At 64.0% G+C, this 24,417-nt stretch carries 21 protein-coding genes; 8 read left to right on the top strand and 13 right to left on the bottom strand.

The genetic code is table 11. From position 1 onward, the window contains the following. Positions 1 to 171 precede the first annotated feature (171 nt). On the top strand, positions 172 to 1,404 hold the full coding sequence (locus tag JQ629_RS07515; protein ID WP_212412112.1) for an MFS transporter: 1,233 nt from the start codon (positions 172 to 174) through the stop codon (positions 1,402 to 1,404). 151 nt (positions 1,405 to 1,555) lie between these two features. After that, positions 1,556 to 2,437, top strand: coding sequence for a DMT family transporter (locus tag JQ629_RS07520; protein WP_212412113.1), 882 nt, complete (start codon positions 1,556 to 1,558; stop codon positions 2,435 to 2,437). A 4-nt stretch (positions 2,438 to 2,441) separates the two neighbouring features. Here JQ629_RS07520 and JQ629_RS07525 read toward each other — a convergent pair whose 3' ends face one another. From JQ629_RS07525 to JQ629_RS07545, 5 genes are all read right to left on the bottom strand, one after another. Beyond that, positions 2,442 to 2,858, bottom strand: coding sequence for a RidA family protein (locus JQ629_RS07525; RefSeq protein ID WP_212412114.1), 417 nt, complete (start codon positions 2,856 to 2,858; stop codon positions 2,442 to 2,444). Between the two features lie 9 nt (positions 2,859 to 2,867). Further along, on the bottom strand, positions 2,868 to 4,034 hold the full coding sequence (locus JQ629_RS07530; RefSeq protein ID WP_212412115.1) for an MFS transporter: 1,167 nt from the start codon (positions 4,032 to 4,034) through the stop codon (positions 2,868 to 2,870). A 134-nt stretch (positions 4,035 to 4,168) separates the two neighbouring features. Further along, positions 4,169 to 5,338: an MFS transporter gene (locus JQ629_RS07535; RefSeq protein ID WP_212412181.1), complete on the bottom strand. Its 1,170-nt coding sequence runs from the start codon at positions 5,336 to 5,338 to the stop codon at positions 4,169 to 4,171. A gap of 52 nt (positions 5,339 to 5,390) precedes the next feature. Further along, positions 5,391 to 6,755 (bottom strand): NAD(P)-binding domain-containing protein, encoded by a 1,365-nt coding sequence (locus JQ629_RS07540; protein WP_212412116.1) that lies wholly within the window; start codon positions 6,753 to 6,755, stop codon positions 5,391 to 5,393. 48 nt (positions 6,756 to 6,803) lie between these two features. After that, positions 6,804 to 7,121 carry an ArsR/SmtB family transcription factor gene (locus JQ629_RS07545; RefSeq protein WP_212038354.1) on the bottom strand — a complete coding sequence of 106 codons (318 nt, stop codon included), beginning with the start codon at positions 7,119 to 7,121 and terminating at the stop codon, positions 6,804 to 6,806. Between the two features lie 977 nt (positions 7,122 to 8,098). Between JQ629_RS07545 and JQ629_RS07550 the strand changes: the two genes are divergently transcribed. The 4 genes from JQ629_RS07550 to JQ629_RS07565 are packed head-to-tail and all read left to right on the top strand — an operon-like array spanning position 8,099 to position 10,869. After that, positions 8,099 to 8,467 (top strand): ArsR/SmtB family transcription factor, encoded by a 369-nt coding sequence (locus JQ629_RS07550; RefSeq protein WP_212412117.1) that lies wholly within the window; start codon positions 8,099 to 8,101, stop codon positions 8,465 to 8,467. Beyond that, positions 8,454 to 9,152: an aquaporin gene (locus JQ629_RS07555; protein WP_212037762.1), complete on the top strand. Its 699-nt coding sequence runs from the start codon at positions 8,454 to 8,456 to the stop codon at positions 9,150 to 9,152. Before JQ629_RS07550 ends, JQ629_RS07555 begins: the two co-directional genes overlap by 14 nt. Further along, the gene (arsC, locus tag JQ629_RS07560; RefSeq protein WP_212412118.1) at positions 9,149 to 9,556 is read left to right on the top strand and encodes an arsenate reductase (glutaredoxin); all 408 of its coding nucleotides are present in this window, start codon (positions 9,149 to 9,151) and stop codon (positions 9,554 to 9,556) included. The genes JQ629_RS07555 and arsC overlap by 4 nt, the downstream gene beginning before the upstream one ends. Positions 9,557 to 9,606: 50 nt before the next feature. After that, positions 9,607 to 10,869 (top strand): adenylate/guanylate cyclase domain-containing protein, encoded by a 1,263-nt coding sequence (locus tag JQ629_RS07565; RefSeq protein WP_212412119.1) that lies wholly within the window; start codon positions 9,607 to 9,609, stop codon positions 10,867 to 10,869. Here the strand turns inward: JQ629_RS07565 and JQ629_RS07570 are convergent. From JQ629_RS07570 to JQ629_RS07590, 5 genes are all read right to left on the bottom strand, one after another. Next, complete coding sequence (locus JQ629_RS07570; RefSeq protein WP_212412120.1) at positions 10,866 to 12,077, bottom strand: multidrug effflux MFS transporter; 1,212 nt, start codon at positions 12,075 to 12,077, stop codon at positions 10,866 to 10,868. The genes JQ629_RS07565 and JQ629_RS07570 overlap by 4 nt on opposite strands. A 220-nt stretch (positions 12,078 to 12,297) precedes the next feature. After that, positions 12,298 to 13,539 carry an MFS transporter gene (locus tag JQ629_RS07575; RefSeq protein ID WP_212412121.1) on the bottom strand — a complete coding sequence of 414 codons (1,242 nt, stop codon included), beginning with the start codon at positions 13,537 to 13,539 and terminating at the stop codon, positions 12,298 to 12,300. 228 nt (positions 13,540 to 13,767) lie between these two features. Then, positions 13,768 to 15,837 carry a peroxidase family protein gene (locus tag JQ629_RS07580; protein WP_212412122.1) on the bottom strand — a complete coding sequence of 690 codons (2,070 nt, stop codon included), beginning with the start codon at positions 15,835 to 15,837 and terminating at the stop codon, positions 13,768 to 13,770. Positions 15,838 to 16,026: 189 nt separating this feature from the next. Further along, positions 16,027 to 17,793, bottom strand: a complete 1,767-nt coding sequence (locus JQ629_RS07585) for a flotillin family protein (RefSeq protein WP_249134872.1) — start codon at positions 17,791 to 17,793, stop codon at positions 16,027 to 16,029. Positions 17,794 to 17,813: 20 nt separating this feature from the next. Further along, a complete protein-coding gene (locus JQ629_RS07590; protein WP_212412182.1) occupies positions 17,814 to 18,446 on the bottom strand; it encodes an OB-fold-containig protein in 633 nt (210 codons plus the stop codon). 474 nt (positions 18,447 to 18,920) lie between these two features. On the opposite strand from JQ629_RS07590, the gene JQ629_RS07595 reads away from it, so the two are divergent. Continuing rightward, positions 18,921 to 20,321, top strand: coding sequence for an Nramp family divalent metal transporter (locus tag JQ629_RS07595; protein WP_212412123.1), 1,401 nt, complete (start codon positions 18,921 to 18,923; stop codon positions 20,319 to 20,321). A gap of 178 nt (positions 20,322 to 20,499) precedes the next feature. Here JQ629_RS07595 and JQ629_RS07600 read toward each other — a convergent pair whose 3' ends face one another. The 3 genes from JQ629_RS07600 to hemB all read right to left on the bottom strand — a co-directional run bounded on the left by JQ629_RS07600 (position 20,500) and on the right by hemB (position 23,335). Then, the gene (locus tag JQ629_RS07600) at positions 20,500 to 21,276 is read right to left on the bottom strand and encodes an arginyltransferase (protein WP_212296230.1); all 777 of its coding nucleotides are present in this window, start codon (positions 21,274 to 21,276) and stop codon (positions 20,500 to 20,502) included. A gap of 159 nt (positions 21,277 to 21,435) precedes the next feature. Continuing rightward, positions 21,436 to 22,005: an RDD family protein gene (locus JQ629_RS07605; RefSeq protein ID WP_212388337.1), complete on the bottom strand. Its 570-nt coding sequence runs from the start codon at positions 22,003 to 22,005 to the stop codon at positions 21,436 to 21,438. A gap of 268 nt (positions 22,006 to 22,273) precedes the next feature. After that, positions 22,274 to 23,335 (bottom strand): porphobilinogen synthase, encoded by a 1,062-nt coding sequence (hemB, locus tag JQ629_RS07610; RefSeq protein WP_192733587.1) that lies wholly within the window; start codon positions 23,333 to 23,335, stop codon positions 22,274 to 22,276. 197 nt (positions 23,336 to 23,532) lie between these two features. Here hemB and JQ629_RS07615 point away from each other — a divergent pair, with 197 nt between their 5' ends. Beyond that, positions 23,533 to 24,015, top strand: coding sequence for a DUF6163 family protein (locus JQ629_RS07615; protein ID WP_192733586.1), 483 nt, complete (start codon positions 23,533 to 23,535; stop codon positions 24,013 to 24,015). Positions 24,016 to 24,417: the final 402 nt, after the last annotated feature.

Genomic DNA, 24,417 nt, shown 5'->3' on the forward strand with positions numbered 1-24,417 from the left:
GATGGGTATCGCTTCGCTCCACCCATCCTACGGGCCCGATGCTTGCGGAATTCTTTGTCCGGACCTAGCATGCGTCATATCGGGGACAAAGCAGGCTCCCCGTCAGACGGTCCGCCGTCCAAGCTCTGCGCACCGCTCGACGTGTCGAGTTGCGCATGAAGGCATGGATCGATGGCCAGCATCCCCACAGAGTCCAAATCGTCTACCGCAGCCTCGCTGATCACGCTGCTCTATGTCGCGCGGGGCTTGCGCGGATTCGGCGACGGTTTTGCGATCATTATCCTGCCGGCCTACATGACGCTGCTTGGTTATGACGCCATCGCGGTCGGCATCGTCGCCACCGCCTCGCTGCTGGGAACCGCGCTGCTGACCTTGATCGTCGGCTGGATCGCGCCCCGCCATGATCTGCGGCCGCTACTGATGTTCGGCGCCGGCCTGATGGCGGCCACCGGGATTGCGTTCCCGGGCGTCGAGCACTTTGTCCTGATCGTGCTGGTCGCCTTTATCGGCACCATCAATCCGTCCGGCGGCGACCTCGGCGTGCTGGTACCGCTTGAGCACGCTGTGCTCGCCCACAGCGCGACGGACGAGCGCCGCACGCAGATCTTTGCCCGCTACAGCCTGATCGGCGCGCTGGCCACCGCGGCGGGATCGCTGGCGGCGTCGCTGCCTGATTTTCTCGTTGCCGGCGGCAGCACCCAGCTCGGCGCGTTCCGCCTGATGTTCTATGCCTACGCCGCGCTCGGTATTCTCTGCGCCGCGCTCTATCGTCGTGTCCCTCACACGCGCGGCGAGGAGCGGGCGCCGCAGACGCCGCTCGGGCCTTCGCGCGGCACCGTCTACAAGCTCGCCGCGCTGTTCAGCATCGATGCGTTCGCGGGCGGTTTCGTCGCGCAGTCGTTGCTGGTGCTGTGGCTGTTCGAGCGCTTCGATCTTTCACTATCTGCGGCGGGATTGTTCTTCTTCTGGTCGAGCACGCTGAGCGCCTTCTCCTATCCGGTCGCCGCCTGGCTCGCCAGACGTATCGGCCTCGTCAACACCATGGTGTTCACGCATATCCCCTCCAGCGTGTTCCTGATCCTGGCGGCGTTCTCGCCCAATCTTTATCTGGCGCTGGGGTTGCTGTTGCTGCGCTCGGCGTTGTCGCAAATGGACGTGCCGACCCGCACTTCCTATGTGATGGCAGTCGTGACACCCGCAGAGCGGCCCGCCGCCGCCAGCGTCACCGCGGTGCCGCGCAGCCTCGCGTCTGCGATCAGCCCGGCGATTTCGGGCGCGCTGCTGATGACGGCATTCTCCGGCCTGCCTCTGGTGGTCTGTGGCGCGCTGAAGATCGCCTACGACCTCGCGCTGCTGTTCTCGTTCCGCCACATCAAGCCGCCGGAGGAGAACGCGAGGGACTAGTCATTCAGGAAACGTCTGCCTTGCGTTCTGCTGCCACTTGCCGCCACATCGCAGAAAGATTCGAAGGAAGAGCATTTTCGACTCGCGTGTTCGATTTACCACGACCATATCTCGCACGCGCGCTGCACAGACGGCGCGACGGGAGGCGGCGTTGGGCGAATGGGTCGGTGTTGCAATCGCATTGGTCTCGAGCTGCCTCGGCGGGACCGCGGCGGCGATCACGCGCTATCTCGCCGGCAATACCGATCCGGTCACGATGGCGATCCTGCGCTGGGGCATCGGCTTTTGCTGCGTGTTGCCTGCCGCGCTGCTCTTGAAGGCGCGCTGGCCGCAGCGCCGGGATTGGCCTGCCGTCGCCGCACTGGGCTTTTGCTTCTTTGGCGTGTTCTTCGTCCTCTACAACATCGCGATGTCCTATACGACCGCGGCGCGCGCCAGCCTCGCGCTGGCGACGCTGCCGCTGCACACCATGGTGGTCGGCGCGTTGCTCGGCATCGAGCCGCTGACGAAACGGAAATCGGTCGGCGTCGGCATCGCCGTGCTCGGCGTCTTCGCAGCCCTTGCATCGGGGCTTTCGAGCGCGCCGGCGGGCGCGTGGCGTGGCGAGCTGATCATGACGGCGGCCGTCTTGTGCATGGCGTTCTACAACGTCTGGTCCCGTCCGTTCATCCAGCGCTCGAGCGCGCTAGGCTTCCTCACCGTCGGCATGGGCACGGGTGCCGCCGCGCTGATCCTGGTGGGCTCCCTGACCGGGAGCGTCGCGGTCTTGAGCCAGTTCGGAACGGCGCAATGGATCGCAGGCCTCTATCTCGGGATCGCCGGCGGCGCGCTGGCGTTCATCCTGTGGGCGCTGGAGCGGGCGTCGCCGACCCGCGTGGCCAACACCATGACGGTCAACCCGCTGGCGGCAGGATTGCTAGCCACGCAGCTGGTCGGGGAGCCGATCACGCCCAACCTCGTGCTCGGGCTGGTCGCGGTGTTCGCCGGCATCTGGATCGCGACGTCGGCGGCGAACAAGCCGTCTAATGCGTGACGACTCACGCCGCAGCGATGGCCTCGATCTCGATCAGGAAATCGGGGCCATAGAGCTTCGACACCTCGACCAGCGTCACCGCGGGCGCGGCCGGCGGCGTGACGGACGCGAAGAAGCGGTTCCGGGCTTCCCGGTAGCGGCCGAGATTGTCCATGTCGGTGAGGAACACCGTGAGCTTGACCAGGTTGGCGGCGGTGCATCCGCTCGCCCGCAGCGCGATGGTGAGGTTTTCAAACACCTGATCCGCTTGCGCGGCGAAATCGTTTTTGCCGACCACATTGCCGTCGCGATCGAGCGCGGTTTGGCCGGCGATGAAGATGAGGCGGCCCGGACTGACGTCAACGATCTGCGAATAGCCGGGTGGGGTGCCGAGTTCGGGCGGGTTGATGCGCCGGATCGACGGCGTCGTGTCATCTACCATTGGGAGTCCTCATGATTGTGTCGTCATGGGCGGGTGGCTGCGCACCAAAAACAGCGCGAGCAGCGCCGCGAGGCTGAGCGCGGAGGAGACGATCAGAACGCGGCTGCCCATGATGTCGATCAGGAGGCTGAACAGCAATGGAGCGGCGGCCTGCGCCATCCGCGCCGGCGCGCCGATGATGCCGAGGCGATAGCCGTAATTCTGGGGGCCGAAGATCGCCAGCGGCAGCGTGCCGCGCGCGATGGTGAGGATGCCGTTACCGGCGCCGTAGAAGATCGCGAACACGCTGGCCGCGCCGCCACCGACCAATGCGAGTATCGCCGCGCCGATCGGATTGGTGACACATGCGAGCTTGGTCGAGACCAGCGGATGAAAGCGGCTGAGGAAGCCAGCCTCGAAGATACGCGCCGCCACCTGCGCCGGGCCGAGCAGGGCGCCGGCGAACACGGCCTGCGCGGTGGTGGCGCCGGCGGCTTCCATGATGCGTGGCAGATGGGCGGCCATTGCACCTGTCACGGTCCAGGCGGCGGCGAACACGAAGGCCAGCAGGATCATGGTGCGGTCGATCGCGATGTGCGGCTTGACCGCGTTCGCCACCGCCGCCTTGGCGCCCTTGACCGCCGGCAGCATCAGCAAATTGATCGGCAGGCCGATCAGGATATGCGCCGCCGCCCAGGTAAAGCAGGTGTTGCGCCAGCCGATGGTCTCCAGCCCCCAGGCCGACAGCGGCCATCCGACCGTGGATGCAAAACCCGCGAGCAACGTGATGCCGGTGATCGAGCGCCGCGCGTCATTGCCGTAGATGCGCCCGAGCGCGGCGAACGCCGCATCGTAGAGGCCGGCTCCCATGCCGATACCGAGCAGGAGCCATGCGATGGCCATTACCGGAATGGAGTAGCTGAACCCAAGCAGCGTCAGTCCTGCCGCGAAGACCATGTTGGACATCGACAGCACCGGCCGGCCACCGACCAGGTCGATCTGCCGGCCGATGCGCGGGCCAAGCAAGGCCGAGAGCACCAATGCGGCCGAGAAGGCGGCAAATATCCAGTTCGAGGAGACCCCGAGATCGCGCGAGATCGGGTCGGCCAGAATGGCCGGCAAATAATAACTCGACGCCCAGGCCAGCGTCTGCGTGGTGCCGAGCGCGATGATGATGGGGAGGGGGCGTGCGCTCATGGCTTATCTTTTTCGTTGCGACTGCTTGTTCTCGCCGCCGCCGTTCCAGCGTGCCGGAATCAAGTTGTCTATGATAATAGACAACTTGGAACCTAGGCGCCATGACGCCAGGTGGCAACAGGCTTGTGTCGCACTCATGCCTGAACCGCGGTCCGTCTCGACCAGTAGAGTGCCAATGGTCCAAGCAGAATACCGGCCGCGAGCACGGTAAACGCCGCCGTCCAGGCGGAGGCGCTCGACGGCCCCCCGGCCGCATCCAGCGCGACGCCAAGGGCCCAGGCGCCCAAAGCCGAAAGGCTGAAGCCGACGGTCGAATGCACGGCCATCGTCGCCCCGCGGTATTTCGGGTCCGCCGCCATCGTCATCCCCGATGTCAGCGCGCCGGAATCAGCGGGCACGGTGATGGCATAGGCCAGGATCAGCGGCAGCAACAGCCATGGCGATTTGTCGGCGAACGCACCGATCAAGAGCGCCACGACGGCAGAACTGAACATCACGGCGGTGATGGCGCGATGGCGGCCGAACCGGATCGCGCATTCATTGCCGAGAATGCTTGCGGGCATCGCGAGCACGGAGAACAGCACGCTGACGACGACGGGGGTCAGGATCGAGCCGTCCGAACTCCTCGCCGCCACGAACGTCCAGAACGCCACCAGCCAGGTTCGGATGCCGTAAAGTTCAAAGCAGTGCGCGCCATAGCCGAGAACGAAACCCATCGCGCTGGTGTTGCGGAACACCGGCGCAAAATCCAGCAAACGGCCTTGCGCTGGCTTCGGCGTCACCGGTTGCAGCAGGAAGCAGACCGAAAGCATCACCAGCGGGCCCAGCGCCGTCACCAGGAAGGCGGCGCGCCAGCCCCAGGCGTCCGCGACGAGCTGTGAGATGAGGAACGACAGTCCGACGCCGAACGAGAAGCTCGACGTGTAGAACGTGACCGCGCGCGATGAGTCGCCGGGCGCAAGCCGGTCGGTCAACGCCTTGAGGCCGGGCATGTAAGCGCCCGCAAATCCGATGCCCGCGATGGCGTTGAACAACGCCCCGGACCAGAGGCCGGTGGCAAAGAGGCCGAACAGCAATGTACCGATTGCACTGACCGCAGAGCCGGCGATTAGAATCTTGCGCGCGTCGATCCGGTCGGTCAGCGTCGCCAGCACCGGCACGGCCAACATGTAGCCCGCAGCGCCCGAGCCTGCGAGCAGGCCGGCCTGCGCGCCGCTCAGATGCCATTCCGGAATCAAAAACGCCGCGAGAATGGAAGGCACCACGACATGGGGGAGCAGGCTGCCGAGCTGCCCCACACACATCGCGACGATGACGGATCGGCCGTTTAAGGAAATGCGTTTCACCCCAGTTCGTTCAGGACGCGCAGCCGCATCCTGCTTTGCCTTGTTGCCTGGCATTTGCATCCGCTGCGCAACAGGCGTCAACATCTGATGGTGCCGGTCCGCCGCAGCACTGGCTTGCGCCGGGCGCGTCCGCGCGACTGCAAACGCCGGTTTCGGGCAGCACCAGTTCGACACGCTCTGCCGCCGCGTGATCGCCGGCAATATCGGCGGCAATCGAACGGACCTGTTCATAGCCCGTCAGCATCAGGAATGTGGGCGCACGGCCGTAGGACTTGATGCCGGCGAAATAGAAGCCGGGTTCGGCCTGCGCCAGTTCGCGCGCGCCGTGGGGCCGCACGGTGCCGCAGCTATGTTCGTTCGGATCGATCAGCGGCGCCAGCGCCACCGGGCATTCGATCGCCGGATCAAGCTGGATGCGAAGCTCGCGCACGAAATTCAGGTCCGGCCGGAAGCCCGTGGCAACAATCAGCTCGTCGACGGCGATCTGGCGGCAGCAACTGCCCGCGCTGGTCGCGACGGTGAGGCGAGGGCCATCCGCCGTGATGTGCGAAACCCGAAACTCGCTCTGGACCTTGATGCGGCCGGCCGCGACCAGCGATGCGAAGGCGGCGCCAAGCTCGCCGCGCGCAACCAGCTTGTCATTGGCGCCGCCGCCAAAGGCCTTGGCAGGATCATTGCCCCGCAACAGCCAGACCGGACGTGTCTCCGGCACCTCGGCGGCGAGCCGCGCGAGATCGGTCAGCGTGCCGATCGCCGAATGACCGGCGCCCAGCACGGCGACGGTCTTGCCGGCGTAGCGCGCGCGATCTTGTCCCAGAATATCGGGCATGCCGTAGGCGATTTTGCTCGCCGCCTGCGCCTCGCCGATGGCGAGGAGGCCATTGGCGCCGGCCGGATTGGGCGAATGCCAGGTGCCTGACGCGTCGATCACGGCGTCAGCCTTGACGACCTTCGGGCCTTGCCCGTTCTGATAGCGAATTTCGAACGGCGCTGACTCGCGTCCTTTGGTCTTGAGCTTGTCGAAACCAGCGCGACTGATGTCGGTGACGCGGCTGGAGGTGTGGATGTGGTCGGCGAGGGCGGTCTTGGCCGCGAGCGGTTCAAGATAGCCCTCCAGCAATTCCGCGCCGGTCGGATAGTGCTGCGGGTCGGGCGAATTCCACCCCGTTGCCGCGAGCAGGCGCTCCGCGGCGCGGTCGATGTTGTATTGCCACGGCGAGAACAGCTGGACATGGCTCCATTGGCGAACGGAATGCCCGACGTTGTCGCCTGCTTCCAGCACGATCGGCCGGAGCCCGCGCTCCAGCACCTGGGCGGCGGCGGCAAGGCCAACCGGGCCGGCGCCGATGATCGCAACGGACTTTGCCTCGCTCATACTGTTCTCCCATCAAACTAGAAATATCGAAATTGATGGCGGCGCAACTCACGCCGCGGTCTTGGCATCCTTGCTTTCGGCGTTGCCGGTGCAGCATTCCGCAACCAGGAACTCCACCAATCCTCGCATCACATCGTAATTGGCGTGACACACGAGTGTGGTTGCCTCCCGCACCTGATCGATAAGGCCGACGACCATCAGCGTCTTGATGTGGTGGGAAAGGGTGGATGGGGCGATCTTGAGCTTTTCCTGGAGCCGGCCGACCGGCATTCCGGCATCGCCGGCACGAACCAGCGCGCGATAGATTTTGAGCCGGGTCGGATTGCCCAGCGCCTCGAGATGTGCAGCGGCGTCGTCGAGTTTCATGGCGGCATCATGATATTCGAATCCGGGGTTGTCAACTGTATTTCTAGAATTATGGAAATAGCTAGTCCGGCTAAGGTGTCGTCCCGGCCTTGAGCCGGGACCCATACCGCGTGATCTCTCGATGAGGACTCGATAGCGGAGACCATTCGCAAAACTTCTTCCTGTGGTTATGGGTCCCCCGATGCGCAATTGCGCATCTGAGCTCAAGGCCGGGACGACGGCGGTGTTTGTTATTGCACCATCATCCAAACGCAACTTCGCGATCTCGCGACGCATTGCGCCCGAGCTTTGCCAGAAATTCTCCGCCCTCCAATTCAGAGGGCGCAGGGAATGCCGGATGCGCGCTGCACCCGCGGTCTCGTGTGCGAATTGTGCTAAGAAAGCTGCACACGAGCATACAGGGCAGCGGAGAACATCCGACATTCCCTGCGCAATGGCTTTACGGCTTATGCCGTGCTCTCCCCGGAGACGAGTTCTTGGTTGACTCCGTCACTGCCGTTTCCGCTTGCGCTTCTCCGACAGCTTGACACCAGCAACGGGTGCCAGGACCACACGGTTTTGCCGTACGCTCGATCCACGCCGTCGTCAGACGTGAGCCCAGCGTCCACCGCAACCCGCCCAACGTCCGTGACGACGGCCGACGCCCTTCTGAGTAGGACGGGATGGGCGAATATATGCACCTGATTTGCCGTTCTGGTAAACCGAAATATTTTTCATTTCGGGGCTTGACATGAATTCCGTAAATCGGAAGTGATTTGCCCGTCGTCGGGTTGTTTTGTCGCACTTAACCGTCATTGCGAGCGGAGCGAAGCAATCCATGGCACGGCTTGGGGCAATATGGATTGCTTCGCTGCGCTCGCAATGACGGGGAGAGGACGACATCAAATTTGCCCGTCGGGCAACATTGGTGTCGGCAAAGCATCGCGGGTACCTCCGCGAGGCTTGACAGCATGATATATATCCATAAGTCTGGATATATGGAATCAGAGCAAGCCATTCTCGCGCTCGCCGCGCTGGCGCAGCCGACCCGGCTCGAGGTGTTTCGCCTGCTGGTGAAGCACGAACCGGATGGGCTGGCGGCCGGCGATATCGCCAGGGCGCTGGCGGTGCCGCAAAACACCATGTCGTCGCATCTGGCGATCCTGTCGCGCGCAGGGCTGGTGACGGCCCAGCGCTTCAGCCGCTCGATCGTCTACCGCGCCGATCTCGACGCTTTTCGCGGCGTCATGCTGTTCATGGTCAGGGATTGCTGCGATGGGCGACCGGAAATCTGCACGCCGCTGATCGAAGACCTCACGCCGTGTTGTCCGCCTGCCAGGAAAAAGCGCGCTGATGCAAAAGTTTGATCTTCCGCGCCGCCTGACCGCCGAAGCCCTCGGCACCGCGATCTTGGTAGCAACCGTGGTCGGTTCCGGCATCATGGCGGAAACGCTGACCAAGGACGTTGCGCTCGCGCTGCTCGGCAACACGCTGCCGACCGGCGCGATCCTCGTCGTGCTCATCACCATTCTCGGGCCCATATCAGGCGCGCATTTCAATCCCGCGGTGTCGCTGGTGTTTGCGCTCCGTCGCGAGCTGACGGCGCGCGAGGCGTTGTCGTATGTGGCGGCGCAGATCGCCGGCGGCATCGCTGGAACCATCATGGCGCACGCGATGTTCGCCCTGCCGCTGCTGGATGCCTCGCTCAAGGTCCGAACCGGCGGCGCGCAATGGCTGGCCGAGGCCGTGGCCGCGTTCGGATTGGTTGTCACGATACTCGCCGGCATCAGGTTCAACCGGCCGGCGATCCCCTGGCTGGTCGGGCTTTACATCACGGCGGCCTATTGGTTCACGTCGTCGACCTCGTTTGCCAATCCCGCGGTCGCCATTGCCCGATCTTTCACCAATACGTTTTCGGGAATTCGTCCGACCGATCTGCCCGGTTTCATCGCCGCCGAACTTTTGGGCGCCATCCTTGCGATGATACTGATGGGCTGGTTGCTGCGCGGGGCAGGCGAGGTGACCGCAACTGCGAAGGAAGCTCACACATGAGCGTGACCATCTATCACAACCCGTCCTGCGGTACTTCACGCAATACCCTGGCGATGATCCGGCAGAGCGGCGAAGAGCCCGAGGTGATCGAGTATTTGCTGACCCCGCCGAGCCGTGCCCGGCTGGTCGAACTGATCGCGGCGTTGGGCATCTCCGCGCGCGAGCTATTGCGCGAAAAAGGCACGCCCTACGCGGAACTCGGCCTTACCGACCCCAAATGGAGCGACGATGAATTGATCGATTTCATGCTCGCCCATCCCATCCTGATCAACCGGCCGATCGTGGTGACGGCGAAGGGCGTGCGGCTGTGCCGGCCGTCGGAACTGGTGCTCGACCTGCTCGACCGTCCCGTCGACTCCTTCGTGAAGGAAGACGGCGAAGTCGTCATATCCGGGAAAACGTAAGGGTTTGCGGCAGGCTTCCGTCTGTCACGATTGCGCGGCATAATGGCGGCATGGAACTCACGCCCCGCCTGCGCCTGATGAACTGGATCGCCCACCAGAGCCTGACAGGCCTGCCCGAAAACGATCTGCTCCGTGGCTTTTGCGAGCGCTGCCGTGCCCATGGCCTGGAGCTGTCGCGCGCCATGGTCATCATTGACACGCTGCACCCGGTGTTCGAGGGCCGCGGATTTCGCTGGAGTCATTCCCAGACCAACGAGAGCGACAGTTTCGAATATGGTTCGAGTAGCGAGGGCGGCGCCGTTGCGGAAAACTGGCGGCGCTCGACATTCTACCATTTGCTTGAAACCGGTGGCGACGAACTGCTGATCGATCTGTCCGATTGCGAAGGCCTCGATTTCAACATGATCGAGGACCTGTCCGCCAAGGGGCACAAGCATTTTCTCAGCATGGTGCACCGCTTCGGCGAAGCCGGCACCATGGGCCAAATGGACTGCTTTTACTCGACATGGGTGACCCGGTGCGACGAAGGTTTTGGCGAGCAGGGGCTCGCCGCCTTGCGCGAGTTGGTGCCGGTGCTTGGGCTTGCGGTCAAATCCGCCGCACAGGCCGAAGTCGCGCGGACGCTGGGGCGGGTCTATCTCGGCCGGGACGCGTCGGAGCAGGTGCTGCGTGGCCGCATTGCCCGCGGCGTCACTGAGCGCATCAACGCGGTGCTGTGGTTTTCGGATCTGCGCGGCTCGACCTCGATCAGCGAGAGCATCGAGCCCGGCCAGATCATCCCGTTCCTGAACGATTATGCGCAGGCCTCGATCGACGCCATCCATGACGCCGGCGGCGAGGTGCTGAAACTGATCGGCGACGGCGTGCTGGCGATGTTCACCAACGAGAACATGGCCGTTGCCAAGCGCACAGCGCTGCGCGCCGAACACCATTTCCGGCGCAACATGGCTGCGGTCAGTGCCCGCCGTGCCGCCGAAGGCGTGGCGGTGACGACGGCCCATGTCGGCCTGCATGTCGGCGAAGTCTTCTATGGCAATATCGGCAGTGATGACCGGCTCGACTTCACCGTGGTGGGGCCGGCCGTCAACGAAGTCAGCCGCATCGCCTCGATGTGCCGCTCGGTCGACCGCGAATTGCTGACCTCGGAGGCGTTCAGGACGGGACTGGATGCGGCGGGACGCAACTATCTGGTTTCCACCGGCCGCTATGCGCTGCGCGGCATCGGCCGCGCGCAGGATCTCTACACGCTGGATCCGGATATTGCGTCGGATGAGGTCGTCGCTGGAAAGTACGAGCGCTATCTCGGCAGTTAGGCCGCTTTGGCGCGCAGCGTATACAGCCCGACCGCGACGAAGGAAAACACCGTCAGCACCACGCCGAGCGCGAACAGCGCTTCACGCGAGATCGTCGCGGCCAGCCAGACGCCGATCGCCGCCGTCATCATCTGCCAGAAGCCGACCAGAGCGGAGGCCGCGCCCGCTTTCTCGCCGAACGGGGAGAGCGCCTGCGCGGTGCCCAAGGGGTTCACGATGCCCATGCCGAGCAGGAACACGCTCATCGCACCCAGAAATGGTAAGAAGGCCGGGCTATACAGCGACACCAGCAGCATCGCGAGGCTGCCGGCAGCAGCCGCGAACAATCCGCCGCGGATCGAGCGGTCGAGCCCGTAGCGCGGCGCCAGCTTTGTCGCCAGCATGCCTGAGGCGAATACGATCAGCACGGTGCCGGCGAAGAACAGGCCCAGCTGGATCGGCGTAAAGTGCATCGCTTCGATCAGCACGCGGGGCGCGGCCGAGAACATCGCGAACAGACCGCCCATGATCAGGCTCACGGTCGCGGCCGGCACCACAAAACGCCGGTCGGCGATCAGGCCGAGATAGTTTTTGGCAATCGCGAGCGGGTCGAGCGGTGTGCGCGTCGCATGATGGGTCTCGCCCAGAACCATGCTGTAGGCGAGCGCGCCGAGCACCGCAAAGGCGGCGACAAGCGCGAATTCGGAACGCCAGCCGAAATAGTGATCTAGCGCGCCGCCGAGCAGCGGCGAGAAGCCAGGCGCCGCCGCCATCGCAATCATGATCAGCGCCATCGCGCGCGCCAGCGCGGCGCCGGAGAATAGGTCCCGCGCAATCGCGCGTGACAGCACGGAGGTAGCGCAGGCGCCGGCGGCCTGGACGACGCGGCCGGCGAGGAGGTTGGGCAGGTCGGTGGCGAGGCCGCACCAGACGCTGCCGGCAAAAAATACCGCAAATCCGATCAGTACCGGCCAGCGGCGGCCGTAGCGGTCCGAGATCGGTCCGACCACCAACTGGCCGACCGCGAACACCGCGAGAAAGATCGTGATGGCTGATGTGACCGCAGCGCTCGTGACGTGCAGCGAGGTGGCCATCTGCGGCAGCGACGGCAGCAGGATATTGGTCGCCAGCGTCCCGGTGGCCGCAAGCGCTGCCAGCACCGCGATGTGCAGGACGGTGGAGGAGGCCTCCGGACGGGGGCTCGCGATCGCTACGGTCTGGTCGGCCATGGAGGGTTCCCGCTCTTATATGAAATTACGAGTATCATATAAAGTGAAGCATGGAAACCGGAATGGACGGTGGAGGGTCATTTTGGAAGAAAATTGTCGCCAAGGCCGTCATTGCGAGCGAAGCGAAGCAATCCATCCCTCCGCGTAAAGGAAGAATGGATTGCTTCGTCGCTTCGCTCCTCGCAATGACGTGCGTGGTTACTGTCTCAGCGGCCCGTTGTCATCTCGCCGGTTCCGGAACCATGTCCGGCTGCCGGGTCAGCGAGACGGCGGGCGACATCAGGATCACCAGCGCTTGCGCGGCGAAGATCGCAGCCGCCAGATAGAGGCAGGCTTCGGCGCTGTAGAGGCCGCCGACGATGGCGCCGAGCGCCGAGCCGAGCGGGCGGGCGCCATAGCTCATGATGTTGATGGCGGAGACGCGTCCCAGGAGCGAGGGCGGCGTCACCGATTGGCGCAGCGTGGTGGTGGAAATCACCCACAGGATCGGGCCGACGCCGAGCAGGAAGAAGCTCAGGCCCGCGAGCAGCGGTGATGGAAAGATGGTCGTCAGCGCCATCACGGTGGCGGCGACGAAACCGGTCACCGGGCCGAGTCCGATCACGGTGCCGAAGGCGAGGCGCTTCATGACGCGCGTTGCCAGCAGCGCCCCGACCACCATGCCGACGCCGTACATTGCCAGCGTCGTGCCGACGCCGGTCGCCGAAAGGCCGAGATGACGCACGGCATAGGGCACGAACACGGCGAGCAGCAGGAACGAGGCCGTATTGAAGATGAACTGGGTGATGAACACCGGCCGCAGCAGCTTGTGATGCAGCACGAAGACCGCGCCTTCCTTGATCTCCTGCAGTGGATGGCGGCGCGGCGCGGGCGCGCGGGCGGGCTCATAGATGCCCGACAGCAGCACCACCGCGATCACAGACAGCGCCGCGGCAAATCCGAAGGCGGGGGCCGCACCGACCCATCCGACCAGTACGCCGCCGAGCGCGGGGCCGCTGGCGAACGCCACGGTACGCGCCAGCTCAATCCGCGCGTTGGCCGCAGGTAGTTGCTCCGGGTTCACCAGCGACGGCACCAGCGCCGGTGCGGCGACGCTATAGGCGACCGTGCCGCACACCGCGATGAAGCCGAGCAGAGCGAGCAGCGGCAGCGTCATCCAGCCGAGCCAGATCAGCAGCAGGATTCCGCCGAGCGCCACCGCGCGCAGCGCTTCGGCGCCCGCCATCAGCCAGCGCCGCGAGATGCGGTCGGCGAGCAGGCCGGCCGGGATCGCAAACAGGATGAAGGGGAGCGTCAGCGCGGTCTGCAGCAGGCCGGTCTGGCCTTCGCCGACGCCCAGCAGCAGCACCGCGACGATGGGGGCGGCGGCGAGCGCGACCTGCTCGGCCGATTGCGCGGCGAGGTTGGACCAGGCGAGGCGGTTGAAGGTCGGCGGCAGATGCGGTGTCTCGGCGGCGGACATGGGGGATTCCTTGGGGCGATTCCCTGATGGCTTTATTGGCCCTCATTGTCCGACGACTGCACGGTCCAACCCACCCGTTTCCCGACAAGCTGTGGGGCAATGAAAAAACCTCCACACGTGATCGTGTGGAGGTTTCTCACCTTGATGTGTCAGCTATGTCTCCCAACACCTGTCAGTGAACTGTCCGGGCTAAACACTTGTCCCGGCCATCCACGTCTTGCTGACCCATCAAATGTCGAACAGAAAGTCGTGCCTGCTGAGTTCATAGGGCCGCACGCCCGTCAGTTCGATCCAGTCGTCGCCGACCTGCACGATCGTGTTGCCGTGGTTGCTCGAGATTTTAACATCGCGAAAGTCGAGGCGCCCGGCGTGCTTGAACACCAGCAGGTCGACGCCGGGATCGAAGTCGGTGATCCTGGCTTTGGTGGCGCCGGAATCGAACACGTAGCGATCCGCGCCGGCGTTGCCCGTCATGGTCTGCTTGCCGGTGCCGGCGAATAGGTAATCTCCCTGCGGACCGCCGATCAAGGTGTCGGCGCCGTTGGAACCGATGACGATCTGGCGGGCGTCGGGATCCTCTGATTCCACGCCGCCGGCAAGCCCGGTGTGCCGGACATAGGTGACGAAAACGTCGTCCTGGATGTGCTTGGTGTCGGTGTTGCGCAGAATGATGTCGGCCAGCGTCGTGCCTTTGATCTCGGACAACGTCTTGGCATCGAAGCCCTGGTTCTCGAACCAGAGCCGGTCGCCGTCGCGCAGCGCCTCGAACTGCATCGTCAGGATGGCCTGAAAGGTTTCGCCGACAAGCGCGCCGGGGACATGGTTTTCCGACAGGCCGCCGGTCCACAGGCCGACATTGTTGACGTTGCCGTAGGCCGCTTTCAGTCCGGCCAGCGTCTCCGGATCGCTCGTGATCTGGCTGAAATCCGTGTAGGGGTCGAGCCCGAGCGCTTCACGGGTCTGGTTGAGCGTGCCGAGGCCAAGGTCGCGCGCGCGCTGGATGTTGATCGCGGCGAGATCCATCGACACCGGCGCATCGACCAGAAAATTACGCAGATCCTCGACGATGCGCGCATCGAGCGCCTGCGACGGATCGGCGGCCAGATGGCGCAATTGTCCGTCGGCGCCGCCATTGTCGATGAAGTTGGCCGCCGGCTGGAAGAACACGTCCTTCAAGTCTTCCTCGGAGCCGGCGATGACCTCACCGTTTTCCGCAAGGCCTTCGGTTTCACCCGACACGATCGAATGTCCGAAGCGGAACGCCGCGGCGACGAATTCCAGCGTCAAATGCGGATCGACATTGGGATCATAGCCGTCATAGGGCGTGAGCGCGTCCTTGCCGACGAGGTTCGGCAGGAATTCGGAATAGGTGATGTTGGCGATTTCGGCCGACACGATGGCGCGGGCGTAATTGTAGAGCTGGTCGCCGCTCCAGTTCGGATGCTCATGGTGCAGTTTGTCGACCTGATAATTGTGTTCGCGGACGAACAGCGTCTGCAGCGCGGTCAGCGCCGGATTTTCCGCGGCACGGCCGTCGCCGGCCACCACCATGCCGTTGACGATGGGCAAATTGTCGCCCGCTGACGTCTTCATGTGGCCGTCGGCGGTGCGCAGGCTGGCCGCGATCGCCGCACTCGACCCGTAGACCATCGAGGCGTCGAGCCAGGCGGAGTTGGAATTGACCGCCATCGCCGGATTGGCTGTGCCCGCACCGGTCGTGGGATCGATGACGGCGCGGGTGATCCGAATGATGGTGCCGGCGGGGAATACGGGATCGCCGGCGGGGACCACGACGCTGATGTCGTTGACGCCGTCGGTCCGCGTCAGCGTCATGTCGTGGTCGATGAATTGGCCCCAGGCGTACATGAACGCAGAAACACCTTCCGGATTCGCCACGTCGGCGTCGCCGGCGCCGACCACGAGATTGCTGATGGTGCGCGGATTGTTGCCGCCGAGCGGCACCGAAATGCCGTCGGCAAAATGCGCGGTGCCGATGCGCGCGAATTCGGTGCCGGCGGCGTTGAGGGTAGAATCCGACCGGTTGTTCTGCGAGCCGTCGAAGCTGCGGTATTCGATTTTTACCGGCTGCGGACCCGGTTGGCACGACGGGTCATCATGCGAGCCATGAGAGCCGTGGCCCCCGTGAGAACCATGGCCCCCATGAGAGGGGTGGGAGTCGTGCGAGCCATGTGGACCGTGAGGCTGGTGCGGCAGGAAAAAATGCTGGGAAAAATTGCCGAAGTGGAAATCGTCATGGTCTCCGTCCTTGCCGCCAAAAGCCCGCTTGAGCTGACGCATCGACCGCCTCCCTGACTTGCAATTGCGAATTATTCGCAACTAGTGTCACTAATGAGAGGCATTTGCAATAAAGAAATGGAGGAGGGACGAAAGCGCCGTGCCCGACAGGCGTAAAAAAAGCCCGCCGCATCGGGTGCGGCGGGCTTCTCTCTATTGGCGATCTAACGGCGGATCAGGCCGTCATGACGACTACGACTTCGGTCCGAGCGTCGCCTTGCCCGTGCCGGAGATGGTGTTGGGCGGGGTATCCGTGGAGGCAACCGGCGCCGCTGGCGCCTCCACTTCAGTCAGCGGGCCGCTGCCGGCACGCAGCGCATTCAACAGGCTGGTCATGGCGTCGGGGCCAGCCGGGAAGCCGGCCTCGCCGAGAATCTTGTCGATCATCGGCTTGAACGCCGATACCGACAATAGCTGCGCGGCGAGACCGTCGCCGAGTCCGAGACCGCCGTTGCCGCCGCCATTCATCGCGCCGTTGCCGCCACCACGACCGAGCATGCCGCCGGTGTCGAAGATCCGGATGTCCGAGATCTTCTCGATCGGCTTGACCGCCTCCGCCAGCGCGCCCGGAATGATGTTGATGCGGGCGAGGTTGAGGTCGTACTCGATTATCTCGGCACCGAGCTTGTTGCGGGCCTCGGCCTTCAGCGCCGCCACCTCGGCTTCGGCTTCACCGAGCGCCTTGACGCCGGTCGCGCGCGTGGTCGCGGCGGTGGCGTCGGCCTGGGCCAGCACGTTGATCGCTTCCGCCTTGTTGGCGGCGGCCTGACGTTCGGCTTCCGCCATCACGGTGATCGGCATCGCGTCGGTTTCCGCCACCTTGCGCGCCGCGATCACGTTGATGATCTTGTCGCGCTCGGCGATTTCGGTGGCCCGTGCGGTCGTGACCTTTTCTTCGGCTGCGATCGCAAGCGCGCGCGCCGTCTCGGCGATGGTCTGCGCTTCGGATTGCTCTTTGTTTTTGGTGGCGACGACGATCGCCGCTTCCTGCGCCACGATCTGGAGATCACGCTCCATTTCGGTGGTGCGGCGCTTCACCGCCAGATCAGCCTCGATCTTCTTGGTGTCGCGGGCCTGGTTGGCCTCGGTCTGGACGTTGGCGACGGCCAGTTCCTGCTGGATGCGGTATTCGGCCTCGTTCTGCAACGCCGTCTGCTCGACCTGCGCGGTCTGCGCGCGCATCGCGGCGGTCTTGTTGGCGATGTCGCGCTGCTGCGCCAGTTCCGCCTCGCGCTTGGTGCTCTCGATCGTCAGCGTGGTCTGGCGGGCGACCAGGTCCTGCTGCGCGATGTTCACCTCGGTGGTGCGGACGATCTGGTTGCGCTCCTGCTCGCGCTCCTTGGTGATCTTGGTCAGCGTGGTGAGGCCGTGCGCGTCGAAGAAATTGCTCGGATTGAAATGCTTGATGTCGCTCTGGTCCAGCCTCGTCAGCGAAACCGATTCAAGCTCGAGGCCGTTGTTCTGGATGTCGGCGCCGACCGCGTCCTGCACCGATTTGACGAAGGTCGCGCGCTGTTCCTGCAGCTCTTCGAGATGCATGGTGGCGGCGACCGAGCGCAGGCCATCGACGAATTTCGCCTCGATCAGTTCGCGCAATTCAGCGGCGTCGTTGGTGCGGTTGCCGAGCGTCTGCGCGGCCAGCGCGATCGACGACATGTCGGGTTTGACACGGACGTAGAATTCGGCGCCGATGTCGACGCGCATGCGGTCCTTGGTGATCAGCGAGTCCGGACCGCCACGGGCGACTTCCAGCCGCAACGTCTTCAGATTGACGGCTGCCGTCGAATGGAAGACCGGAAGCACGACGGAGCCGCCGTCGAGAACGACTTTCTGGCCGCCGAGACCGGTTCGCACATAGGCCTCGTCGCGGGTCGAACGCCGGTACAGCGTCGCGAACATGAAACCGATGATGACAAAGAGAAGGACGCCGATAGAGACCGGTACTGCTAATTCCCACATGTTCATGTCCTGTGTGATGACTATTGTTGTGCAATGAGGTCGGCTGGTGCGGCAATCGCGATAAAGCTCTTGGTGTCGCGGTCGACCAGCAACACGCTGCTGCCGACCGCGAGCGCTTTCGAATCGGGGCCGGCGCGCGCCGGGACAGAGTGCCAGTTGCCGAAGACATCCTTGAGACGGACGCGGCCGGGCAGTCCCTGGTCGAGCGGACCGATCGAAACCACGGCGATCTGGCCGACGAAGTCGGCGTCATCCACCGCATAGGTCTCGTCGCGCGGGATCACGCGTGAGATAGCGCGGCTGGTAACCCGGACCGCCGGAATGGTGCCGATGATGGCGCCGACGGCGGCGAGCGAAACCGGGAGAGAAATTCCGACACTGTGCGCAATGGCCTGCAGGAAAAATCCCACGATCGAAAAGATGCCAAGCGTCAACATCAAAAGAATCAAGAGCGGAACGCGCCCCGCATTGATCCAGAGAAACAGGCCGGAGATGGCGCTGTGGCCGTCGGCCTCGATCTCGACGTCCTTGCCGACGACGTGGCTGAGCGAAAACCCAACCATCGTCGACAGCAGTTCGATCACGGCAAGCACGACCACGATCGCCGCGGCAATCGTGAAGGGCCGGACGTCCGCCGCCAGCAGGAGGTCGATCACGGCGCTCATTGTGAGGACTGTTTGACGAGGGCCACCTTGTTGTTGCCTTCCAAATCGTCAATCGCCTGACTGGCGATGGCGGCAAGCAGCCGGCCGCTGCATGCGAGGATGCCTTCGTGGACCACTGTCTTCTCCTCCGGTCGGATTTGATTTCGATTTGACGCCGATGTGGATCTCGTAAGCGCGGCCTTCTGAGACCAGGTGGGCCGGGAAGGGACTTTCCCAACCGGCAAGGTAGCCCGGAACTGCGAATGGAACCAAGACGCGCCCTCTGATTGTGCTGATGGTCAGCATTGTTGGTCCCTTGATCGCGAACAGTTTGTCGTCGAGGGGGAATCGGCGGTTCACGGTTCCGGCCAAATAGCTGGCGCGGTCGCGCAGGCCGCGCCGGTATCGTTTATCGTTCTCGTGACCATCAGATGCAGTTGCAAATTAGTTGCAATAAGGGCGAATTTCGACCATCTTGTTGAGATGGATGCGCGAACGCCCGAATTGGGCCGAAAGACTAATTCGGAGAGCTTGCCTGTGGCCTTGCAAGACGCCGACGCCGGCTGGCGCGCCGACGCCGCCGCGAACAGGCAGGCCAGTCTGCCTGAGGTCAACGCGACCATCGCGGTGCCGCTCGGTGGCCATTGGGCACGCCGGCTGCTGGCGTTTCTGGGGCCCGGCTATCTGGTTTCCGTCGGCTATATGGATCCCGGCAATTGGGCGACCGACCTCGCCGGCGGATCGAAGTTCGGCTACACGCTGCTGTCGGTGATCCTGCTGTCGAACCTGATGGCGATCCTGCTGCAAGCGCTCGCCGCACGGCTCGGCATCGTCACCGACCGCGATCTCGCACAGGCCTGCCGCGCCAGCTTTTCGCGTCCCGTCAACTTCATGCTGTGGCTGGCCTGCGAGGCCGCGATCATCGCCTGCGATCTGGCGGAAGTGATCGGTACCGCGATTGCGCTGAAGCTGCTGTTCGGCATTCCGCTGATCGGCGGCGCGCTGATCACCGCGCTTGACGCCTTCCTGCTGCTGCTTCTGATGAACAAGGGTTTTCGTTTCCTCGAAGCCTTCGTCATCTCACTCCTGATCGTGATCGCGGTCTGCTTTGCGATCCAGATCTTCGCCGCCGCGCCGCCGGTTGCCGCGATGCTGCGCGGCTTCCTGCCGTCGACCGAGATCGTCACCAATCCGGAGATGCTTTACATCGCCATCGGCATCATCGGCGCCACGGTGATGCCGCATAACCTCTATTTGCACTCCTCGATCGTGCAGACCCGCGCCTATCCGCGCACCGACGAGGGCCGCCGCGACGCGATCAAATGGGCGACGACGGACTCGACCATCGCGCTGATGCTGGCGCTGTTCATCAACGCCGCGATCCTGATCGTGGCCGCCTCGACGTTCCATTCCAGCGGCCGCACCGATGTGGCCGAGATCGGGCAGGCGTATGAGTTGTTGTCGCCGCTATTGGGCCTCGGGATCGCCTCGACGCTGTTCGCCGTCGCGCTGCTGGCGTCCGGCCTCAACTCGACGGTGACGGCGACGCTGGCCGGCCAGATCGTGATGGAAGGCTTTTTGCACCTGCGCCTGCCGAACTGGGCGCGGCGTCTGATCACCCGCGGCGTCGCGATTGTCCCCGTCGTCATTGTCACCGCGCTCTATGGCGAGCGCGGAACGTCGCAGCTGCTGGTCTTCAGCCAGGTCATCCTGTCGATGCAATTGCCGTTCGCGGTGATCCCGCTGGTGCGGTTCGTTTCCGACCGCCGCAAGATGGGTGATTTTGCGATTTCCCGCTCGGTCGCCACGCTGGCATGGATCGTCGCCGGGATCATCGTGACGCTGAACGTGAAGCTGCTCTACGACACGCTGTTCGGCGGCTGACATTTCCCACAACTGTCATTGCCCGGCTTGCCGCCTTCGCTAAAGCTTCGGCGTGCCAGCACAGGGAAGCCTCGGCGAAGCCGGGACCGGGCGACCCAGTATTCCAGAGACGTCAGTGATCAATCGAGAAGCCGCGGCGTGCTGGGTCACCCGGTCAAGCCGGTAACGGCAAGAAGCCCTAATCCTGCGGCTCGGTCAGCACTTCGCCTGACGCGTCGATGCGCAGCCAGCCTGAGGGCGCTAGCCGCTGTTGCGGCAGGAAGCGGCCCTTGTAGTCCATCTTCTTGGAGCCCTCGATCCAGTAGCCGAGATAGACGTAAGGCAGCCCCAGCCGCCTGGCGCGCGTGATGTGGTCGAGGATCATGAAGGTGCCGAGCGAGCGGCTTTGCTCCGACGGCTCGAAGAACGAATACACCATCGACAGCCCGTCGCTGAGCACGTCGGTCAGGGCGACGGCGATCAGCTCGTCGCCGCGGCCGGTGATGCCGGAATCGACGTTGCGCTTGCGGTATTCGATGATGCGGGTTTCGACGTGGCTGTCTTCCACCATCATGGCGTAGTCGAGCACGGTCATGTCGGCCATGCCGCCATGGCGGTGGCGGCGATCGAGATAGGCGCGGAACACCGAATATTGTTCCGAGGTCGGGACCGCGCTGCGCTGCTCGCCGATGATGTCGGCATTGCGCGCGAGAATTTTGCGGAAATTGCGTGAGGGCCGGAATTCGTTGGCGACGACGCGCACGGAAACGCAGGCGCGGCACTGGTCGCAGGCCGGCCGGTAGGCGATCGACTGGCTGCGGCGGAAGCCGCCATGGGTGAGGAGGTCGTTGAGATCGCCGGCCTTGTCGCCGACCAGATGCGTGAACACCTTGCGCTCGTGCCGTCCCGGCAGATAGGGGCAGGGCGAGGGCGCCGTCAGGTAAAACTGCGGGGTATCACGCGAATGCTGGGTCACGTCGGGTCGTCAGGCCTCCGAAACACGAACGATAACGCTATCCGGTGAACAATTGGTACCGGTGAGGGAAGCTCGGACCAGATCCTGATCCGGGCTGAACAAACCTGAGCATCGCGCCGCGGGGGCTGACGGTCAATCAATTTGGAGTGTGACATCCCTTCAATACGCGCGCGCCGGAGGTACAACCTGTGTGCGAACCGAGCTGTTGATGACAACGGTTCCCAGCACGATGTCATGCAGCAGCCGGCGCCGGCCGTTGAACAGGCCGATCAGGAGCACCAGCGGCGTCAGGAACGAGATCGACACCCAGAACAGCACGGCATGGGTGGCGCCGAGCACGAAATAGCCCGGCGCGCCGTACCAGGTGCGCAGTTCCAGATCCATCACGCGCATGCCCATGGTCGCCGAATGCGGCCCGCCGAGGGAAGAGCCGTAATAGACGATGGCCCAGACGATCGTGGCCGGCCAGGCCAGCCAGAACAGCGCCCAGCCGAGCCCAAGCGTGATCAGGCCGAACACCGCGATGAAGATGTAGCCGAGGATCACCGGGACCGACAGCACGACGAGGTCGATCAGAAAGGCGAACACCCGCCGCGTCAGCAGGCCGCGAAACAGTTCCGGCTGCAAATCGGGGTCGAACGCATGCGGCTGCACGCCGCCATCGTTACGCCAGCCGCCGCCAGCACTTGAAGGGCCGCCACCGGTATTACCGGAACCGCTATACGACATGATCAGTCCTCCAGACCGTGCATATTCCCGCAAGCGGAAACATGGGAACCGCGCCCGAGCACGCAAGCCCTGCGGCAGTTACGAAACGGCAATATTCAGGCGATTCGGGGGCTGGCTAATCTGTCGTCCCGGCCTTGAGCCGGGACCCATACGCCACGGCCCAGATTGTTGGAAAAGGAAGATAACGACTGGCGTGCAAACCAATTATCGCCGGTGGTTATGGGTCCCGGCCTTCGCCGGGGACGACGGATGGAGAGAGACCAGCCCCTCAACTCTCCGCCTTGATCTTCTCCGCCGCCTTCGGCGCAAAGTAGGTCAAAATACCGTCGGCGCCGGCGCGCTTGAAGGCGAGCAGGCTTTCCATCATCGCGCGTTCGCCGTCGATCCAGCCATTGCCGGCGGCTGCCGCGATCATCGCGTACTCGCCCGACACCTGGTAGACAAAGGTCGGCATCGCAAAGGTGTCCTTTACCCGCCGCACGATGTCGAGATAGGGCATGCCGGGCTTCACCATCACCATGTCGGCGCCTTCGGCGATGTCGAGTTCGACCTCGCGCAGCGCCTCATTGGAATTGGCACTGTCCATCTGGTAGGTGCGCTTGTCGCCGGTCAGCGTCTTTGCCGAACCGATGGCGTCGCGGAACGGGCCGTAGAAGGCGGAGGCGTATTTCGCCGCGTACGACATGATCTGCACGTCGGTAAAGCCTTCATCGTCCAGCGCCTCGCGGATCGCGCCGACGCGGCCGTCCATCATGTCGGAAGGCGCGATCACGTCGCAGCCGGCTTCGGCCTGCACCAGCGCCTGCCGGACCAGCACGGCGACGGTTTCGTCGTTCAGGATTTTGCCGTCCTCGATCAAGCCGTCATGGCCGTGGCTGGTGAAGGGATCGAGCGCCACGTCGCAGAGCACGCCGAGACCAGGGAATTCCTTCTTGATCGCGCGCACCGACTGGCAGACGAGGTTGTCCGGGTTCAGCGCCTCGGACCCCTGTTCGTCGCGCAGCGAAGGGTCGGTATAGGGGAACAGCGCGATGCAGGGGATGTTCAGCTTCGCCGCGCGCTCGGCATCACGGACCGCCTGGTCGACGGTGATGCGGTCGATGCCGGGCATCGAGGCGACCGCGGTGCGGGTATTGTGGCCGCCGACGATGAACAACGGCCAGATCAGATCGTCGGTCGTCAGCACGTTTTCCCGCACCATCCGTCGCGCCCATTCGGCCTTGCGGTTGCGGCGGGGGCGGATCGCGAGGTCGAGCGGGGCCGAGGTGAGGGCGGTCTGGTGCCGCGGTGCGTCGCGCATTTCGATCGGGCGCCCGAATTTGATCGCCATATGATGGTACTCCCCGGCGGAAGGCTGATTTGGCCTGATTTGGACCTGGTCTAATTCTAGCATTCCGGAACGGCCGCGTCACCGCAGCTTGATTTGCGCCAGCGGCAATTGATTTTGCCGACCCGGCGGGCCAAGACTCTGCCTATACCAAGACTCCGCCTATAAGGACCCGTTTTCGCCTGTGAGCACCGATTCTCATGTCTGACACCTCCGCGCGCGACCCGTCGCGGGATAACAGGGACAATGCCCGGGACAATGCGATGTCGGTGGCGGCGATCTCGTCCGAGCGGATCGAGCCTGATGACAACGCGTGGACCCGGCGGCTGGTGCTGTTCCTGCGCATCATGGCGGTCATCTCGATCGCCAAGGGACTTTACCATTGGGCGCAGGTGACCGGTTTCATCGGCGGCGAGGAAGAGGCGTTCGAAAACCAGTCGATGGCCTGGCAGACCGCGACGATTTATTTCGCCGTGATTGAACTCGTCGCCGCTGTCGGTCTGTGGCTTGCGACGCCCTGGGGCGCGGTGGTGTGGCTCACGACAGTGGTGTCGATGGCCGTCATCGAATTGATGTTTCCTGGCATCTACGGCGGCAGCCTGACGGTGGTCGGCGTCGAAGCCGTGATGCTGGCAGCCTACCTCGCACTCGCCTGGATGGCCGCGCGCGAACGGCCGCCATAGCAGTAGTGCGCGTCTGCTTGAATGATGGTGGGATAAACGTTGGCCGCATGGTTCGAGACGCGCGGCGTTGCCGCGCTCCTCACCATGAGGGTCTCAAGCGCGCACCCTGAACTGCTCGACCTCATCCTTGCCGCGCAGTGGCGTCTCGAAGGATGACGCCCGAAAGGATGACGCCCGAACTGTTAATTGCGCCAGCGCATCTGCGTCCCAGAATGGGCCGCGCCATCCCGTAAGATTTTCGACGATTTTCGCGGTAACTTTTCAGTCACCGTAAAGGGTTCCCTCACGTCGGTTACCCAGGCGTTTCGAATTCAAACGAACCTGTTTTGGAATGCGACAACCCTGCCAGACGAAGCGTGAACAGAGGCCTGCCACCGTCAATGAAATGTTGCGAAAAGCCCT

The sequence above is a fragment of the Bradyrhizobium sp. AUGA SZCCT0222 genome (genome assembly GCF_018130205.1).
Taxonomy (GTDB): domain Bacteria; phylum Pseudomonadota; class Alphaproteobacteria; order Rhizobiales; family Xanthobacteraceae; genus Bradyrhizobium.